Origin of the sequence: Micromonospora sp. LOL_013, from assembly GCF_048060315.1 — a bacterium.
In the GTDB taxonomy this organism is placed as follows: Bacteria; Actinomycetota; Actinomycetes; order Mycobacteriales; family Micromonosporaceae; genus Micromonospora_E.
The window spans coordinates 119,465-137,128 of the sequence record NZ_JBHMIQ010000004.1 but is presented as its reverse complement, the minus strand read 5'-3'; the positions used below and the strand labels follow the sequence as shown (position 1 = coordinate 137,128).

Sequence of the window (17,664 nt, the reverse complement as noted above, 5' to 3'; positions counted from 1 at the left end):
GGCCGGTGCCGTGACGCGGTGGGAGGTAGCGGGTGCGGATCCTGCTGGTCGACAATTACGATTCCTACACGTACAACCTCTTCCAGCTGCTCGCGGCGGTCGCCGGCAGCGAGCCGACCGTGCTGGCCAACGACGACCCCCGGCTCGCCGCCGTCGACCGGCTCGCCGCGGAGTGCGTGGTGATCTCGCCCGGCCCAGGTCGGCCCAACCGGGTGACCGACCTCGGCTGGGGGTGGGAACTGCTCGACCGCCGTCGTGACCTGCCGGTGCTCGGGGTGTGCCTCGGTCACCAGGCGATCGCGTTGCACGCCGGCGCGCGGGTCGACCAGCGGAGGGCCCGGCACGGTCTGATCGACCGGGTGCGACACACCGGTGCCGGACTGTTCGCCGGCATACCTCAGGATTTCGCGGCGGTCCGGTACCACTCGCTGCGGGTGGCTGAGCCGGTGCCGGCGGACCTCATGGTGAACGCGTGGGCCGCCGATGGCACGGTGATGGCGTTGACGCACCGTCGGTTGCCCCGTTGGGGCGTGCAGTTCCATCCCGAGTCGATCGCCAGCGAACACGGTGCCCACCTGGTCGGCAACTTCCTGGCCTTGGCCCGGGCCACCGGGCCTGTCACTGCCACCGCCGCCGCCCGTCCGGTGGCGGCCGTGCCGCGCCGTGCCGCCACCGCGTCGGTGACACCCCGGCAGCCGACTCCCGACGCTGCGGCTCCCGATCCTGCAACCTCCGATGCTGGGGCCTCCGGCCCCGGCTGGCGGCGCGACGTGACGGTCCTCGACGCGGAGATCGACACCGAGGCGGCCTTTCAGGATCTGTACGCCGACGCACGGTACGCGTACTGGCTCGACGGCGCCGACGTCGCGGCCGGGCGTTCCCGGTTCTCCTTCCTCGGTGCCGCCGACGGGCCGCTGGCCGAGGTGCTCAGCTACCGGATCGGCAGTGGCCGGATCGAGGTGCGCCGGCCGGACCGTCCAGTTGAACAGGAGACCGGCGGCATACTCGACGTGCTGCGCCAGCGGTTGGCACGGCGGCGGCTGCCCCCAGCCGAGCTGCCGTTCGACTTCGCCGGCGGCTACGTCGGCTATCTCGGCTACGAGATGAAGGCCGACTGTGCGCCCACCACCGCCCGCCGGGCCGATACCCCCGACGCGGTCTGGATCTTCGCCGACCGGCTGGTCGCCGTCGACCACTTGCGCCGGCGCACCTACCTGGTGGCGCTGAGCATCGACGACGTCGGGCAGCGCGCCGCCCGGGACTGGTTGGCTGTGACGGCGACCCGGCTGCGCGCGGTGCCGTCGTCGGTGCGGCCCGGGCCGTTTGACAGGCCGTCGGCACCGGACGCCGGGACGGACCTGTGGCGCTGGGTGTCGCCCGCCCGCGACCGCAGCCACTACCTCGCCGACGTCGACGAGGCCCGCACCCAGCTGCGCCGCGGCGAGAGCTACGAGATCTGCCTGACCAACCAACTGAGGCTGCCACCGGTCGCGGACCCGCTGGCCTACTACCGGACGCTGCGTCGGATCAACCCCGCGCCCTACGCCGCGTACCTGCGGCTGGATGACGTCGCCGTGGCCAGCTCCTCCCCGGAGCGGTTCCTGCGCATCCGCCCGGACGGCCGGGTCGACAGTAGCCCGGTGAAGGGCACCTCGGCCCGCGCGAACGACGCCGACGAGGACGACCATCTACGTCGTACGCTGGCCAGCTCACCCAAGACCCGAGCCGAGAACCTGATGATCGTCGACCTGCTCCGCAACGATCTCGGCCGGGTCTGCGAGGTCGGTTCGGTGCGCGTCCCCCGGTTCCTGGCCACCGAGACCTACCCCACACTGCACCAGCTGGTGTCCACCGTCGAAGGGCGGCTGCGTCCGTCGGTAGGCGCGGTCGACTGCGTACGGTCGAGTTTCCCCGGCGGGTCGATGACCGGTGCGCCGAAGCTGCGCACAATGGAGATCATCGACCGGTTGGAGCAGCGGGCCCGGGGAATTTACTCCGGTGCTCTCGGCTACTTCGGCCTCGGCGGCGGTGCCGATCTAAGCATCGTGATCCGTACTGCGGTGCTGACCGGCGACGGATTTACCGTCGGCACCGGCGGTGCCATCGTGCTGGCCTCCGACCCGGCCGACGAGTACGACGAGACGATGCTCAAGGCGCGGGCACTGCTCGTCGCGTACCGGTCGGTCACCAGGTCGGTCCGGTGACCGGGTGAGCCGGATCCCGGCAGGCAGGGGCGATCCGGGCGCACAGTCGAGCGTCAGGTCGCAGGCATGATCGGTCGTCGGCCGGGTACCCGGCGCCGGTGGCTCAGGACACTGCGACCCGCGTCCCCGCCGGTGACGTCGCGCTCGACGCGGACGTGGTGGTGCCCGCCCGTACCCGGGCGGTGGTGCTGTTCGCCCACGGCAGCGGCAGCTCCCGGCTCAGTCCACGCAACCGGACGGTGGCCGGCCGGCTGCACGCGACCGGCCTCGCGACCGTCCTGGCCGATCTGCTGACCAAGGAGGAGGAGCAGATCGACGCGGCCACCGCCCACCTGCGCTTCGACATCGCCCTGCTCAGCCGGCGGTTGACCGCGGTGGTGGACTGGGCCGTCGAGCAGCCGGAACTCGACGGCCTGCCGGTGGGACTGTGCGGCGCCAGTACCGGCGCGGCGGCGGCGCTGAGTACCGCCGCCTCCCGGCCGGAACGGGTCGGTGCCGTGGTGTCGCGGGGCGGCCGGCCCGAACTGGCCGGCAATGACCTGGCCGAGGTACGGGCACCGACCCTGCTGCTGGTTGGGGAGCTTGATCCGCAGGTCGCCGAGCTCAACGCGGCGGCTGCGGCCGACCTGCGGGCACCGCACGAACTGCGAGTGGTGCCGGGCGCCGGTCACCTGTTCGCCGAGCCGGGTGCGCTGGACCGAGTCGCCGCCGACGCCGCCGGCTGGTTCGACACACATCTGCGGTGAGAGTCGCTGCGTTCGGTCGCTGACCCGTCACTTAGTCGCGCTAGCTGCGAGTGACGTGCGCGCACTTGTTACGGTCGTCGGCCGGTGCGATGTACGGAGGACGCGGCGATGATGAACGGGACCATTGCTTACCTGGTCACCGGGCTGGGATGCCTGATCGCGACGGCTGGTGTGGTGATGGCGGCGATCGCCGTGTGGCAGACCCGGACCCGAGCCGGTGGCTCTCGGAAGAGGTCCGGTGGGGGACCGGTCGACCCGTTCCACACCGGTGACACCGACGCGTTGCGTGGCGATCCGCGTCGCGTCGGCCCCGGTGACATCGTGGAGATCCGGGCACAGTCGTACGCGGTCCGCGGCAGCCTGCACTTCGCCGAGGGCAGCTGGACCTGGAGCGAGCACTTCCTCGACGACGCGCGGGGCGACAAGCTGTGGCTCTCCGTCGAGTCCGATCCCGACCTGGAACTGGTGCTGTGGCGGGCGGCCGGTCCTGACCTGCAACACCTGCAGCCCGGCCCGGCGGTGGTGGACGTCGCTGGGCGCCGATACCGGCTCGACGAGTCCGGCCAGGCCCGGTTCACCAGCACCGGGGCGACCGGGCTGATCCCCAGCGGCTACGTGCGCTACTTCGACTACACCGCCCCGGACAACGCCCGGCTGTCCTTCGAAGGCTTCGGTGACTCGGGCCGCTGGGAGGTCGGCTTCGGCGAGGTGCTGCACCGCGCCGAGGTGATGATCTACCCGTCCGCTGGTCAGGCACCGACCGTCGGGAAGGTCTGACATGCTGGTCGCCCTGGACGCACCGTACGTCGACACCAGCGCGGCGGAGCTCAGCTTTGCGCTCGATCTGGCCGAGCGACCCGCCCTGCACGTGCTCGAGCTGCCCCTGCCGGGCGCTGGCGGCGGCGCCCGCTCCGGTTCGCGGCCGTCCGCTTCGCAGCCGGCAGGGCTGCTGCGCCTGCGATTGCTCGGGGCCTCGCATCAGGTCGTGCTGCGTACCGCTGGCCATGACCTGGTCGAGACGCTCGCCTGCCTGCCCGGTCACCCGCCTGATCTGCCGGCGGTGGTGGACGCGGATGACGGCTACCGGTTCTCCGCGCGAGCGCTTCGGCTGTCGGCCGGCGAGTTCGCCGGGCGGGCCGACCGCCTCCGCCGGCAGCTGACCGGTGATCCGCACGCCCTGGTCGGCGTCTTCCCGGGCAGCCCGGACGCCCTCACCGCGCTGCACACCCGGATCGATGGTGCGCGGATCAGTTGGCGCACCTGGCATGCGTACCCGCAGACAGCCGAGTTGGTCGAGACCGAGACGGTGGTGACAGTACGGTGACTTCCCGCAAGTGGATTGTCGGTGGCGTGGTCCTCGCTCTGGTGGGCGTGATCGTGTCGTGCTGCGGGCTGGCCGTCGGCACTTTCTCCGCCCGCGGCTACGTCGAGCGCAGCTATGCCCGCTCGGTGGTCGACGACATCGGCTCCGACGCCGAGGGGTACCGCTCCGATCTGCCACCGCGCCAGGTGGCGCAGCAGCTCACCCGGGCGTTCAGCCCGGCCGACGAGTACACCGTCGGTGACCGCTACTACCTGCGCTACGGCGACGACTCGGTGGTCATCCTGCCGATCGCCGCCGGCTCGCTGATCCTGCTGGAACGCATGACGACCGCGTACCCCCGGTACCGCTCCGTCGTCGGCAACTCGTGGAAGTGGCAACGCGGCAGCACGATCCGGGGCGGCGGTCCCGGCACCGGCAAGTAACCACCCCATCCCACCACCTGGAGTTGGCACATGTTCCGCGATTTGTTCGTCGATCTGCTGCTCACCCTGGCGTACGCCGGGGTGGGTCTGGTCCTGATGGCGCTCGGCTACCTGCTGGTCGACCTGGTCACCCCGGGCAAGCTGCACGAGCTCATCTGGGCGCAGCGCAACCGCAACGCGACCGTGCTGCTCGCCTCGAACCTGTTCGCGGTGGGCACCATCGTCGTGGCGGCGATCGCCGCCGGGGAGAACAGTTTCGTCACCGGCCTGGTCGGCACCGCCGGGTACGGGCTGCTCGGCCTGCTGGTGATGGCGGTGTCGTTCGTGCTGCTGGACGCGGTCACCCCGGGCCGCCTCGGGGACACCCTGGTGGATCGGGAGCCGCACCCGGCGGTCTGGGTCAGCGCGACCATTCACCTTGCCACCGGCGCCATCGTGGCGGCGGCGATCAGCTGATGTCGGCGATCAGCTGTCGTCGGTGGTCGGTTGATGTCGGCGGTCGTGGTGCCGGCACCGGTTGACGACGGTGCCGGCACCGGCCGCCGGTACGCCCGGCTGGCCCGGCCGGCGGTGTTGGCTGCGGTCTTCGTCTGTGCGGCCTGCGGCCTGGTGTACGAGTTGGCGCTGGTCGCCCTGGGTAGCTACCTGATCGGTGACACCGTCGGCCAGGCGTCGATCGTGCTGGGCGTGATGGTCTTCGCGATGGGCGTCGGCGCGTTGGCAGCCAAGCCGCTGCAGCACCGCGCGGTGGTGGCCTTCGCTGCGGTCGAGCTCACCCTGGCGCTGCTCGGCGGGTTGTCGGTACTGGGCCTGTACGCCGCCTTCGCCTGGCTGGACCTCTATGCGCCCGCGCTGGTGACGACCGCGTTCGTGCTGGGGCTGCTGATCGGGGCGGAGATTCCGCTGCTGATGGTGCTGCTGCAGCGGATCCGGGCGCAGGCGGCCGGCAGCGCGGTCGCCGACCTGTTCGCGGCCGACTACGTCGGTGCCCTGCTCGGCGGCCTGGCCTTTCCGTTCCTGCTGATCCCGTTCTTCGGCCAACTGCGGGGGGCGTTGCTGGTCGGCGCGGTGAACGCGCTGGCCGGAATTCTGCTGGTCGGCACGGTTTTCCGGGGCGATCTCGGCCGGCGGGGCCGGGCCGGGGTCGCGCTCGCCGCCACGGTGGTGATGGCGACGCTGGCCGGTGCCTACCTGGTGGCGGCGGACTTCGAGGTGACCGCGCGGCAGCAGCTCTACCGGGATCCGGTGGTGCACGCCGAACGCAGCCGATACCAGGAGATTGTCCTTACCCGGGCGGTGTCGCCGGTCGTCGATGGCTTCGACCTGCGGCTGTACCTCGACGGCGATCTGCAGTTCAGCTCGGTGGACGAGTACCGCTATCACGAGGCGTTGGTCCATCCGGCGCTGGCCGGTCGGCGGGACCGGGTGCTGCTGCTCGGCGGGGGGGACGGGTTGGCGCTGCGCGAGGTGCTGCGCTACCCGGACGTCACCTCGGTGACGGTTGTCGAGCTGGACCCGGCGGTGGTCGCGTTGGCCCGGGCCGAGCCGGACATTCGGGCGCTCAACAATGCGGCCTTCGACGATCCGCGGGTACGCCTGGTGCACGCCGACGCGTTCGCCTGGCTGCGCGGAGCACCAGGCGTTTTCGACGCGGTCGTCGTCGATCTGCCGGACCCGGACCAGACCGCGACGGCGAAGCTCTACTCGGTGGAGTTCTACTCGCTCCTGCGGCAGGCCCTCGGTCCGCAGGGCAGGATGGTGGTGCAGGCCGGGTCCCCGTACTTCGCGCCACGTGCCTTCTGGTGCATCGAGGCGTCGGTGCGGCAGTCGGGCTGGACGACCCGGCCGTACCACGTCGATGTTCCGTCGTTCGGCGACTGGGGTTTCCTGCTCGCGGTCGCCGACGGCGAGGGAGCCGGCCCGGTGCCGACGCCGCAGGTGCCGGCGGAGGCGCCCGCGCTGCGCTTCCTGGCGCCCGAGGTGCTGCGGGCGGCGCAGGTCTTTCCACCGGACCGGGGTCCGGTGCCGGTCGAAGCGTCGACGCTGCTGGACCCCCGGGTGCTCACCTACAGCCGGGCGGCGTGGCGCGGCTACTGACCCGCCGTACCCGCGCCATGTGTGGACGATCACCGTTGACGGGTGAGCGGGACCACCGGCAACCAAGCAAGCGACCGGTATGGTCGGTGGCCGGTTGGCCAGCACGAGGGGGTGCCCGATGGCGGCGGTGTCGGACTGGATGACGCCCGGGGCGCACCCGGTCGCGGACGGGGTGTACCGGATTCCGCTGCCGATGCCCGACGACGCGCTGCGGGCGGTCAACGTCTACGCGATCGAGGACGCCGCCGGGCTGGTGCTCGTCGACGCCGGTTGGGCGGTGCCGGCCGCCCGCAAGGCCCTCGAGGCGGCGCTCGGTGACCGTGGGCACGACCTCGCCGCGATCCGCCGTTTCCTGGTCACCCACATCCACCAGGACCACTATTCGCAGGCGGTTGCGATCCGGCAGGAAACCGGGGTGCCGATTGTGCTCGGGGTGGGCGAGCGGCCCAGCCTGGAGTTCATGGCGGCCGGCACCGACGAGCCGTACGCCGCCCCACTGGCCCAGCTGCGCGCCGCCGGTGCCGCCGACCTCGCCGACCAGGTGCAGCGGCTGACCGCCGACGCGGAGCAGCCGGAACTCGACTGGCAACCGCCGGACGAGTGGCTGTCCGGTGAGCGCGAGGTGGCGTTGTCCGGCCGCCGGTTGCGGGCGTTGCCGACTCCGGGCCATACCGCCGGGCACTACGTCTTCCGTGACCCGCAGGCCGGGCTGCTCTTCGCCGGTGACCACGTGTTGCCGGGCATCACCCCGTCGGTCGGCTTCGAGGCGGTGGCGGCGCACCGCCCATTGGGCCGGTACCTGGAGTCGCTGCGGGCGGTACGTGCGTTGCCGGACGCGCTGCTGCTGCCGGCGCACGGGCCGGTGGGCGACAGCGTCCATCGACGGGTGGACGAACTGCTGGCCCATCACCGGGACCGGTTGGCCGAAATGGCGGCCGCGGTCGGTGCCGGAGCGCGGACCGCGTATCAGGTGGCGCGGACCCTGCCCTGGACGCGACGTCGCCGCAAGCTCGACGATCTGCCGCCGTACCACCGGATGCTGGCGGTCAACGAGACGGCGCTGCATCTGGACCTGCTGGTCGAGCAGGGTCGGGTGGTGTCGCACCGGGCGGACGGCGTGACGGCGTACCGGCCGGTGGCCTGACCACGGGTTTCGCGACGGTGCGGGATGCGGTAATGTCGGCCACCAAGCAAGCGCTTGTGAGGTGATCGTGATGCTGTCAGTCGACCCGACACCGATCCCGGCCCCCGGCGGCCGTCGATGACGGTGATCAACCGACCGGCGGACCCGGCCGGCCTGCTACGCCCCGGCATTCTGATCGACGGACGGTGGCGCGATACCGGCACCGGCGGTCGACGCGACCACGTCGACCCGGGCACCGGCCGCGTTCAGCAGAGCTTCGCCCTGGCCGGGACCGTCGAGGTCGACGAGGCGGTCGCCGCCGCCCGGGCCGCCGCCCCCGGCTGGCGCAGCTGGCCCACCGACCGGCGTCGCCAGGTACTGTCCCGCCTCGGCGACCTGATCCGGGCCAACGCCGCCGACCTCGCCGCGATCAACGCGCTCGAGGTCGGCACTCCGGCGGCCCTGTCGTACGGCCGCTACACCACCGGTCAGACCTTCTTCGACTACTACGCAGGCTGGCTGGACAAGGCCGCCGGCGACGCGCTGCGGATGCCCGGAGCGTTGGACCTGACCCTGCTGGAACCGGTCGGCGTGGTCGGCGTGATCCTCACCTGGAACCATCCGCTGGCCAACATCCAGACCACCGTCGCCCCGGCACTGGCCGCCGGATGCACGGTCATCGTCAAACCGCCGGAGCAGGCCCCGTTCGCGGCGTTGCGGTTCGGTCGACTCTGCGCCGAGGCCGGACTGCCGCCCGGGGTGGTCAACGTCCTGCCCGGCGGCCCGGCGGTCGGCGACGCCCTGGTCCGCCACCCCGAGGTCGACAAGATCGGATTCGTCGGCGGTCCGGCGACGGCTAGCCGGATCCAGGCGGCGGCCGCCCCGACGCTCAAGCCCTTGCTGCTGGAGCTCGGCGGCAAGAGCGCGTCGCTGGTCTTCCCGGACGCCGATCTCGACCGGGCCTGCCGATTCGCGCTGCTGATCACCGCCAACAGCGGCCAGGGCTGCACCATCCCGACCCGGATGTTCGTTCATGACGACGTGTACGACGAGGTGCTCGGCCGGCTGCTGGACGGCCTGCGGGCGGTCACCGTCGGCGACCCGTTCGACCCGGCCGCCCAGATGGGGCCGCTGATCGACGCGGCCGCCTGCGAGCGGGTCGTCGGGATTATCGACCGGGCCCGGGAGAACAACACCGGTGACCTGGTGCTCGGCGGGCACCGGCTCGGCGGTGAGCTGGCCGACGGCTACTACGTCGCCCCGACCGTCTTCTCCGACGTCGACCCGCACAGCGAACTCGCCACCGAGGAGATCTTCGGCCCGGTGCTGTCGGTCTGCCGGTTCGCCGGCGAAGCCGAGGCGGTCGAGGCGGCCAACACCAGCCGATACGGGCTCGCCGGCTACGTGCACACCCGCGACGTCGACCGGGCGATGCGGGTCGCCTCGGCGCTGGTCGTCGGCAACGTCGGGGTCAACGGGGCCGGCGCGCCCGCCGGGCCGTTCGCGCCGTTCGGCGGGGTGAAACAGAGCGGCTACGGCAAGGTCGGCGGGCTCGCCGGACTGCTGGAGTTCAGTCGGGTCAAGAACGTACTGCTGGCGATCGACGAATGAGCTTGTCCGGCGGACCGTCGGGCGGCGGAGAAAAGAGGTCGGGATGACAACACAGGCGGACGGAGCGGTGCTGGTCACCGGTGCCGGATCGGGGATCGGGGCGGAGACCGCCCGGCAGATCGCGGCGGCCGGCGCGGCGGTCGCCGTCAACGATCTCGACCCGGCCGCCGCCCAGACCACCGCCGACACGGTCGTCGCCGCCGGCGGCACCGCCTACCCCGTCGCCGGGGACGTGGCAGACCCGCGGTCCGCCGCGGCCGTCGTGGCCGCCGCCGTCGACCGGCTCGGCCGGCTCACCGGCCTGGTCAACAACGTCGGCGTGGTACGCGGCGGAGCACTGCGGTCGGTCAGCCCGGACGACTGGGACGCGATCATGCGGATCGACTGCGCCAGCGCGCTCTACTGCAGCCAGGCCGCCCTGCCCGCGATGACGTCGGGCGGCGCGATCGTCAACATCTCGTCGCTGTGCGGCATCCACGTCGCACCCGGCGCCGGCGCCTACAACGCCGCCAAGGCAGCGGTGATCGCCCTGACCCGGCAGATGGCGCTGGAATGGGGTCCGGACGGCATCCGGGCGAACGCGGTCGCACCGGGCATCGTCAGCGGCACCAACTTCTCGGCCAGCAGCCGCGACCCGCAGGCCGCGCTGCGCCGCGGTGCCGCCGTACCACTCGGTCGCACCGGCTCCGCAACGGACATCGCCCCGGTCGTGGTCTTCCTGCTCGGCGACGCCGCCCGCTACGTCACCGGCCAGGTGATCGCCGTCGACGGCGGGCTGGGAGTCGCGCTGCAGACGCTGCTGCCGGCGTGACCGGCCGGCCGGGCGGTGACCCGCTGGCCACACCGCTGACCGTCGGCCGGCACCGGCTGCGCAACCGGATGGTGATGACCCCGCACCTCGGCCGGCTGCCACCCCGGCGGCTTCGGCGCTACGTCGCCGAGCGCGCCGCCGGCGGGGTGGCGATGATCGTGCTGCCGGCCGGCCAGGGGGTGTACGCCAACCCGGTCTACCCGCTGGAGGCATGCCCCGGTGACCCGGACGGCTACGTCGACCCCGACGCGGTCTCGTTCCACGTCCGCGACCCCCGGCACCGCCAGGTGCTGCTCGCGGCGGCGCACGAGCACCTGGTCGGGCTGGCGGACGCGGCGCACCGCGGCGGGGCGCTCGCCGTCGGCCAGATCCACCACCCGGGCGCGGAGCGCGGCTGGGACAACTTCCAACCGGCCCTTGCCCCGTCGCAGGTACGGGGCGACGACACCGGAGTCGTCCCGCACGCGCTCACCGTGGCCGAGATCGACGACCTGGTGACCGGCTACCTCGCCACCGCCACGGCGATCGTCGCTGCCGGGTTCGACGGCGTCGAACTGCACGCCGGCCACGGGTACCTGCTGAACCGGTTCCTGTCCCCGCACTACAACCGGCGCACCGACCGGTACGGCGGTTCCCCAGCCGGCCGGCTGCGGCTGATCCGCCGGATCCTGCGCGCGGTGCGCGCCGAGCTGGGGGACCGGTCGCTGCTCGGTGTCCGACTCACCGCCGGCGAGGAGGTGCCGGGCGGGATCGACGCCGCCGGGGTGACCACAATCGCCACCGGGATCGCCGATCTCGTCGACTACGTCAACCTGTCGCTCGGCAACCACGACGGCCTGCGCGACGGCCGGCCGGCCACCGCGTACACCGGATCCTGGCTGGTGACACCGGCGCCGGCGGCGCCGACCGCCCGGCAGGTCCGCGCCGTGGTCGACGTGCCGGTCCTGGTCTCCGGCCGGATCACCGACCCGGCGATCGCCCGTGGCCTGGTCGCCGACCGCGCGGCCGACCTGGTGGGACTGGCCCGGGCGCTGATCGCGGACCCCACCTTCCCCCGGCGCGCGGTCAGTGGGGACGACGCCGGCATCGTCCGCTGCGTCGCCTGCAACGAGTGCGTACGGGTGCCGTTTTCCTGCCCGGCGAATCCGGCTGCCGGCCGGGAAGCCGAGTTCGACCCGCTGCCCGCCGAAGCACCGGCCGGTCCGGCTCTCGTCCGACACCGTCCTGCCCGCCGACGGATCGCCGTCGTCGGTGCCGGGCCGGCCGGGGTGGAGGTGGCGGTCGGTGCCGCGGCGGCCGGAGCCGAGGTGACCCTGATCGAAGCCGCCGACATGGTCGGCGGGGCACTGCGTCACCTGGTCGGTACGCCACTGCTCGCCGACTGGGCACCGCTGCTGCACCGGCTCGAGCGGCGGCTGGCCCCGCTGCTGGACCGGCCGTCTCCCGCCGGCGGGCGGGTGGTCCTGCGTACCGGCACCACCGCCACCGCCGACCACCCCGACCTGCTCGACGCGGACCTGGTGGTGCTGGCCACCGGCGGCCGGTCGGGCCCGGCCGGCTTCCCTACCGACCAACCAGTACTGACCACGATGGATCTGTTGGTCGGTCGTCGACCGCCGCCGGGCACACCGGTGCTGGTGGTCGGCGGTGCCGAGCGGCATCTCGAGCCGCTGCTCGCCGCCGACCTGCTGGCCGGGGAGGGCTGGCCGGTCCGGGTGTGCACCGAATGTGTCGACATCGGACCCGATCTGGATCAGCGGACCAGACCGGCGGTGCTGCGTCGGTTGTACGGCCGGGCGGTGGGGTTCGCCCCGATGACCCGGGTGCACCGGTGGTCCGGCGGGGCCGTCGAGGTGGAGCAGTTGTTCACCGGGCACCGGTCGATCCTCGACGCCGGTGCGGTGATTGTCGCGCACGGTCGTACCGCGAACGACGGGCTGCGCGCCGCGCTGCCGGCGGACCTCGAATGTCAGGTGGTCGGCGACGCGTTGGCGCCACGTCGGCTGACGCACGCCGTGCTGGAAGGAGCCCGGTTCGGATATGCACTGTCCGCCGCCGACCGGCGATGGCCCCGAACCGTCAGCTGACGTGCTGGTGGTCGGCGCCGGCCTGGCCGGCTGGTCACCGACGGCGACGCCGCGCACCGGGCGCGGCTGTTCGCCCCGGTGCACCGCACCGAGCCCGGCCGGCGGTACGCCACCTTCGGCGTCTGAACCTTCCTGCGCGGGCTCGCCGACGAGTTCACCGTCGCCGGCGGCACACTGCGTCAGCCGGCCCGGGCTCGACGGCTGCGGCCCGCGCCCGGTGCGGCCTGGCAGGTCGGGCTGGACCTGCCGGGCGGTGCCGCCGGGTGGATCATCAGCCGGGCCGGCCGGTGCGACCATGGGCGGGCTGCACGGCGGTCCGGAACCGGCAGCCGGATCACTCGGTGCGGTGACAGGCGGACCAGCCGCCGCCGACGACCGGCACCGGCTGTGGGGTCTCCGCTGCGCACACCGGCATCGCGTGCGGGCAGCGGGTGCGGAACCGGCAACCCGACGGCGGGTCGATCGGGCTGGGAATCTCCCCGGCCGGGGTGCTCCGGTCGGCGAGCCCGTGACTGGCCGGGGTCAGCATCGAGGCCAGCAGCGCCCGGGTGTACGGGTGGGCAGGGCTGGCGTACACCCGACTGGCGGGACCGCTCTCCACCACCCGCCCCAGGTACATCACCGCCAGCTCGTGGCTGACGTGGTGGACCAGCGCGAGGTCGTGGGCGATGAACAGGAAGGCGATGCCCTCGGCGTCCTGGATGTCCTGTACCAGGTTGACGATCTGCGACCGGGTGGAGACGTCCAGCGCGCTCACCGGCTCGTCACAGATGATCAGCTGGGGTTCGAGCGCCAGCGCGCGGGCGAACGAGATCCGCTGTCGTTGGCCGCCGGAGAGCGCCCGCGGCGACCGGCGGGCCAGTGCCGGGTCCAGGCCGACCCGTTCCAGCAGCTGGCCGATCCGGCGGCGGCGCTCGGCCGGGGTGAGCCGGGAGTGCACCACCAGCGGTTCGGCGATGCTCTGCCCGACCGTCATCGACGGGTCCAGCGAGGCGTACGGGTCCTGAAACACCATCTGCATGCCGCGTCGGTGTGACCGCAGCTCGCCCCGGCGCATCGCGGCGAGGTCCCGACCGAGGAAGGAGACCTCCCCGCTGCTGGGTTCGATCAGCCGCAGGGCGAGCCGGCCGACGGTCGACTTGCCGGAGCCGCTCTCGCCGACCAGGCCGAGGGTCCGGCCACGGGCCACCGTCAGGTCGACGCCGTCGACCGCGTGTACCACCACCCGGCGCAGGCCGAGCACCCCGCGCCGGACCGGAAACTGTTTGCCGAGGCCGCGCAGCCGAAGCACGGCCCCGTCCCGGTCCCCGCCGTCGGTCGGACCACCGGTGTCGGCATCCTCGACGGTTGCCTCGGTCGCGGCCACGTCCTCGCCCGCCGGGTTCGTGGAACCGGGGGCGCGTGTCGGGCCGGTGCCGGGCAGCTCCAGCTCGGCGTGCCGGCCGCACCGGGTACCCCGGTCGCCGCCGTCCAGCACCGTCCACGGCGGGTCGGAACGGGTCCACTGTGGCCGGGCGTGGGCGCACCGGTTAGCGAACCGGCAGCCGGCGGCGGGGAAGTGGCCCGGGCGCGGCACCTGGCCGGGGATGACCGGCAGCCGGGTGGCCTTCGCGGCGACCTCCGCGCTGGACGAGATCAGCGCCGAGGTGTACGGATGCCGTGGCGCGGCGAAGACGTCGCGGACCGGACCCGACTCGACGACCTGACCGGCGTACATGACGCTGAGCCGGTGCGCCATCGTGGCGATGACGCCGAGATCGTGCGACACCAGCAGCAACGACATCCCCAGTGCGTCACGCAGATCGCCGAGCAGCTGCAGGATCTGCAGCTGGACCGTCACGTCCAGGGCGGTCGTCGGTTCGTCGGCGATCAGCAGCTCCGGTTCGCCGGCGATGGCCGTCGCGATCAGCGCCCGTTGGGCCATCCCGCCGGACAGCTCGTGCGGATAGCTGGCCACCCGCTGCTGCGGGTCCGGGATCCGGACCAGGTCGAGCAGCTCCACCGCGCGGGCCCGGGCCTGCCGGCGGTTCATTCTGGTGTGTCGCAGCAGGCTCTCGACGATCTGGTTGCCGACGGTGAACGCCGGGTTCAGGCTGCTCAACGCCTCTTGGAAGACCATGCCGACCCGGTTGCCGCGGAACCGGGTCAGCTCGGCGGGGGAGCGGCCGGTGAGTTCCTGGCCGGCGAAGCGGATCGAACCGCCGGTGATCCGGGCGCCGGGCGGCAGCAGCCCGGCCAGGGCGAGACAGGTGATGCTCTTACCCGAGCCGCTCTCGCCGACCAGGCCGAGGGTCTCGCCAGCGGCGACGGTCAGATCGACCTGTTCGACCAGGTGCACGGTGTCCCGTCCGGACCCCACGCTGACGGTCAGGCCGTCGACCTCCAGCAGCGGTCGGGTCGTGGTGCTCGCGGCAGTCATCGGTTGCCTGCTTTCTGCTGGTGTCCACCGGACAGGGCCTGACTGAGTCCGTCGCCGAGCACCTGGAAGGCGACGACCGTCAGGGTGATGGTCAGGCCGGGAATGAAGATCAACCAGGGTGCCGAGGCGACCGACGAGAAGGCCCGTTGCAGCAGGTTGCCCCAGCTCGCCTCCGGCGGCTGGATGCTGAGTCCGAGGTAGCTCATCGCGCCTTCGGCGACGATCGCCACGGCCATCGTGATGAAGACCTGGACGACCAGCGGACCCGCGATGTTGGGCAGCACGTGCCGCAGCACCGACCGCAGGTGGGACACTCCGATCGACCGGGCCGCCTCCAGGTAGGTCTCCTCGCGTACCGCCAGCGCCTGGATGCGGCTCAACCGGGCGAAGATCGGCACGAAGATGACCGCGAGGGCGAACATGGCGTTGCGCAGTCCGGGCCCGAGCACGCCGACGATGGACATCGCCAGCAGCAGGCCGGGCACGCTGAGCACGGCGTCGATCAGCGTCATCACCAGCCGGTCCACCCAACCACCGAAGTAGCCGGCGGTCACTCCGAGCAGGACCCCGCCGAGCAGGCCGAGCCCGACCGCCTGCAGACAGGCCAGCAGGGAGGAGCGGGAGGCGTACAGCAGCCGGCTGAGCATGTCCCGACCGAGGTCGTCGGTGCCGAGCCAGTGCACGGCCGACGGCGGGTCGAGGATCGCCCGGAAGTCGGTGGCGTACGGATCGTACGGGCTGACCAGCGGCGCGGCGACCGCCAACAGGCTGAGCAGCACCAGGTAGCCGAGGGCGACCACGGTCATCGGCTGGCTGCGGATCCGGGCGACGAGAGCGTCGCCGCGGTCGCGGCGGTCGAGCCCGCCCGGTTCCGGCCCGGTGCCGGGCTCGGCGGGGTTGGCGGTGGACGCGGTGTCGTCGGTGCTCACTGGTCGGCTCACGAGATCCGCACCTTCGGGTTGAGGAGGCCGTAGGCGATGTCGACGAGCAGGTTCGCGGTGAGCACGACCACCGCGGAGACCAGGACGACGGCCTGTACGACGGTGAAGTCCCGGTTGAGGATGGCGTCGATGGCGAACTTGCCGAGCCCCGGCATGCCGAAGATGGACTCGACGATCACCGCGCCGGACAGCAGGTGCCCGAGGCGGATGCCGAGCACGGTGATCGCCGGAGCCGCCGCGTTCTTCAGCGCGTGCTTGCCGATGACCGTGCGCGCCGGCAATCCCTTGGACCAGGCGGTCCGGATGTAGGGCTGGGCGTACGCGTGGAGGAAGCCGGTGCGCAGTTGGCGGGCCATTTCGGCGGCGGTGAACACGCCGAGGGTGATCGACGGCATGATCAGGTGCTGTGCCCAGGGCAGTACACCCTCACTGAGCGGGGTGTAGCCGGTGGCCGGCAGCCAGCGCAGCTGCACCGCGAAGATGGTGATCAGCATGGTCGCCAGCCAGAAGTTCGGCACGGCCAGGCCGGCGGCGCTGCCGAGCAGGCCGATCCGGTCGACGGCACGGCCGGCGTAGACGCCCTGCAGGATGCCGGTCGGTACGCCGATCAGCAGCACGACGACGAGGGTGCCCAGGGCGATGCTTGCGGTCAGCGGCGCGCGGCGCAGGATCTCGTCGCTGATCGCCCGGCCGGTGACCAGCGAGTCACCCAGGTCGCCCTGCAGGATGCCGCCGAGCCAGTGCGCGTAGCGGACCAGGAAGGGGTCGTCGAGGCGTAGCTGCTGGCGCAGCGCGGCCAGCTGCTCCGGGGTGGCGTGTTCGCCGGCGATCGCCATCGCCTGGTCACCGGGGAGCAACGCGACCAGGGAGAACGCGCCCAGCGAGACGATCAGCAGGAGCGGGATCGCCGACAGGAGGCGCCGGAGGACGAGGGTGACCATTCGTGGGTGATCCTTTGGCCGCCGGAACGCTGGCTGACCAGCATCTGACTGTCCGGGCAACTTACCTAACGAGCGCTTGTTCGTCAATCCTCGGCGGTGCGCGGGTGGTGCCGGCTGTCCGCCCACTCGTATGCGATCGCGGTGGGTCGCGTTGACGAACAGAACGCTTTGTCGGCTAGCGTCGACCGGGATGACGACGGACACCATGGTCGACGACCCCGCCGGTCCGGCGGACCGGTACGACGTGCTGGTCGTCGGGTACGGGTCTACCACCCGGCACCGACCGAGCGGCCGCAGCCGGCGGTGGTGTCGGTCGACTACCGGCTCGCCCCCGAACACGGCTTCCCGGCCGTCGCCGAGGACGCCTACGCCGCGACCGCCTGGACCGCCGACACCGCCGCCGCGCACCGCCCGCTGCGCACCGCCCGCTGCGCAGCGAGAGAACGAGGCGTACACGGCCCGGCCGCGCGCCGCCGGGGTCGCGGTGACCCTGGCCAGCCATCCCGGTTTGGTGCACGGCTTCTTCACCCAGTGGCACTAGTTGGACACCGGCCGGACCGCGACCGCGCAGGCGTTCGCCGTGCTGCGGGCGGTGCCGCACGGCTGAGCCCCGGGTCGCTCCTCGCCGACCTGGGCCGAGCCCGCAGCGGCGGCCACCGTCGCCGACTGGGACCGGGTGCTCGACGCCAACCTGCGGGCGCCGTTCCTGCTCGCCCAGGCCGCGATGCCCGCACTGATGCGCTCGGCGGCCGCCGAGTACGGGCCCGGTCGGCGTACGGATCAACGTGCTCTGCCCCGGCGCTGCCGCCCGGCCGTCGGGCCGAACCGGCTGAGATCGCCCGTACCATTGCGCTTCTGGCCTCGCTGGACACGTCGTTCGTCGCCGGCAGCGTGCTGCACGCCGACGGCGGCGCGCTGGCCTGACCGACAACCGTCTC

The 17,664-nt window shown here is 72.6% G+C and carries 15 protein-coding genes; 12 read left to right on the top strand and 3 right to left on the bottom strand.

The window, feature by feature from the left end; all coding sequences use genetic code 11:
• The first annotated feature begins 32 nt into the window (after window positions 1–32).
• From pabB to ACFHWS_RS04525, 11 genes are all read left to right on the top strand, one after another.
• Window positions 33–2,204: an aminodeoxychorismate synthase component I gene (gene pabB, locus ACFHWS_RS04575; protein WP_416567692.1), complete on the top strand. Its 2,172-nt coding sequence runs from the start codon at window positions 33–35 to the stop codon at window positions 2,202–2,204.
• Between the two features lie 98 nt (window positions 2,205–2,302).
• Window positions 2,303–2,950 carry a dienelactone hydrolase family protein gene (locus ACFHWS_RS04570; protein WP_416553362.1) on the top strand — a complete coding sequence of 216 codons (648 nt, stop codon included), beginning with the start codon at window positions 2,303–2,305 and terminating at the stop codon, window positions 2,948–2,950.
• 111 nt (window positions 2,951–3,061) lie between these two features.
• Window positions 3,062–3,727: a DUF4178 domain-containing protein gene (locus ACFHWS_RS04565; RefSeq protein ID WP_416553455.1), complete on the top strand. Its 666-nt coding sequence runs from the start codon at window positions 3,062–3,064 to the stop codon at window positions 3,725–3,727.
• A gap of 1 nt (window position 3,728) precedes the next feature.
• The gene (locus tag ACFHWS_RS04560) at window positions 3,729–4,274 is read left to right on the top strand and encodes a DUF2617 family protein (protein ID WP_416553360.1); all 546 of its coding nucleotides are present in this window, start codon (window positions 3,729–3,731) and stop codon (window positions 4,272–4,274) included.
• Entirely contained in the window at window positions 4,271–4,696 is a 426-nt protein-coding gene (locus tag ACFHWS_RS04555) for a DUF4247 domain-containing protein (RefSeq protein WP_416553358.1), read from the top strand. The genes ACFHWS_RS04560 and ACFHWS_RS04555 overlap by 4 nt, the downstream gene beginning before the upstream one ends.
• A gap of 30 nt (window positions 4,697–4,726) precedes the next feature.
• Entirely contained in the window at window positions 4,727–5,152 is a 426-nt protein-coding gene (locus ACFHWS_RS04550; RefSeq protein ID WP_416553356.1) for a DUF350 domain-containing protein, read from the top strand.
• Window positions 5,153–5,185: 33 nt separating this feature from the next.
• A complete protein-coding gene (locus tag ACFHWS_RS04545) occupies window positions 5,186–6,793 on the top strand; it encodes a polyamine aminopropyltransferase (protein ID WP_416553354.1) in 1,608 nt (535 codons plus the stop codon).
• 118 nt (window positions 6,794–6,911) lie between these two features.
• A complete protein-coding gene (locus ACFHWS_RS04540; RefSeq protein ID WP_416553352.1) occupies window positions 6,912–7,937 on the top strand; it encodes an MBL fold metallo-hydrolase in 1,026 nt (341 codons plus the stop codon).
• A 117-nt stretch (window positions 7,938–8,054) separates the two neighbouring features.
• Entirely contained in the window at window positions 8,055–9,527 is a 1,473-nt protein-coding gene (locus ACFHWS_RS04535) for an aldehyde dehydrogenase family protein (protein ID WP_416553350.1), read from the top strand.
• Between the two features lie 43 nt (window positions 9,528–9,570).
• On the top strand, window positions 9,571–10,338 hold the full coding sequence (locus ACFHWS_RS04530; protein WP_416553348.1) for an SDR family NAD(P)-dependent oxidoreductase: 768 nt from the start codon (window positions 9,571–9,573) through the stop codon (window positions 10,336–10,338).
• Complete coding sequence (locus tag ACFHWS_RS04525; protein WP_416553346.1) at window positions 10,335–12,425, top strand: FAD-dependent oxidoreductase; 2,091 nt, start codon at window positions 10,335–10,337, stop codon at window positions 12,423–12,425. Before ACFHWS_RS04530 ends, ACFHWS_RS04525 begins: the two co-directional genes overlap by 4 nt.
• Before the next feature lie 334 nt (window positions 12,426–12,759).
• On the opposite strand, the gene ACFHWS_RS04520 is transcribed toward ACFHWS_RS04525, so the two are convergent.
• From ACFHWS_RS04520 to ACFHWS_RS04510, 3 genes are read right to left on the bottom strand one after another with little or no spacing between them, the layout of a single operon-like run.
• Window positions 12,760–14,844: a dipeptide ABC transporter ATP-binding protein gene (locus ACFHWS_RS04520; protein WP_416567691.1), complete on the bottom strand. Its 2,085-nt coding sequence runs from the start codon at window positions 14,842–14,844 to the stop codon at window positions 12,760–12,762.
• A complete protein-coding gene (locus tag ACFHWS_RS04515; protein WP_416567690.1) occupies window positions 14,841–15,785 on the bottom strand; it encodes an ABC transporter permease in 945 nt (314 codons plus the stop codon). The genes ACFHWS_RS04520 and ACFHWS_RS04515 overlap by 4 nt, the downstream gene beginning before the upstream one ends.
• Complete coding sequence (locus ACFHWS_RS04510) at window positions 15,782–16,726, bottom strand: ABC transporter permease (protein ID WP_416553340.1); 945 nt, start codon at window positions 16,724–16,726, stop codon at window positions 15,782–15,784. The genes ACFHWS_RS04515 and ACFHWS_RS04510 overlap by 4 nt, the downstream gene beginning before the upstream one ends.
• Before the next feature lie 96 nt (window positions 16,727–16,822).
• Between ACFHWS_RS04510 and ACFHWS_RS04505 the strand changes: the two genes are divergently transcribed.
• Window positions 16,823–17,650, top strand: a complete 828-nt coding sequence (locus tag ACFHWS_RS04505) for an alpha/beta hydrolase fold domain-containing protein (RefSeq protein ID WP_416553338.1) — start codon at window positions 16,823–16,825, stop codon at window positions 17,648–17,650.
• Window positions 17,651–17,664 lie beyond the last annotated feature (14 nt).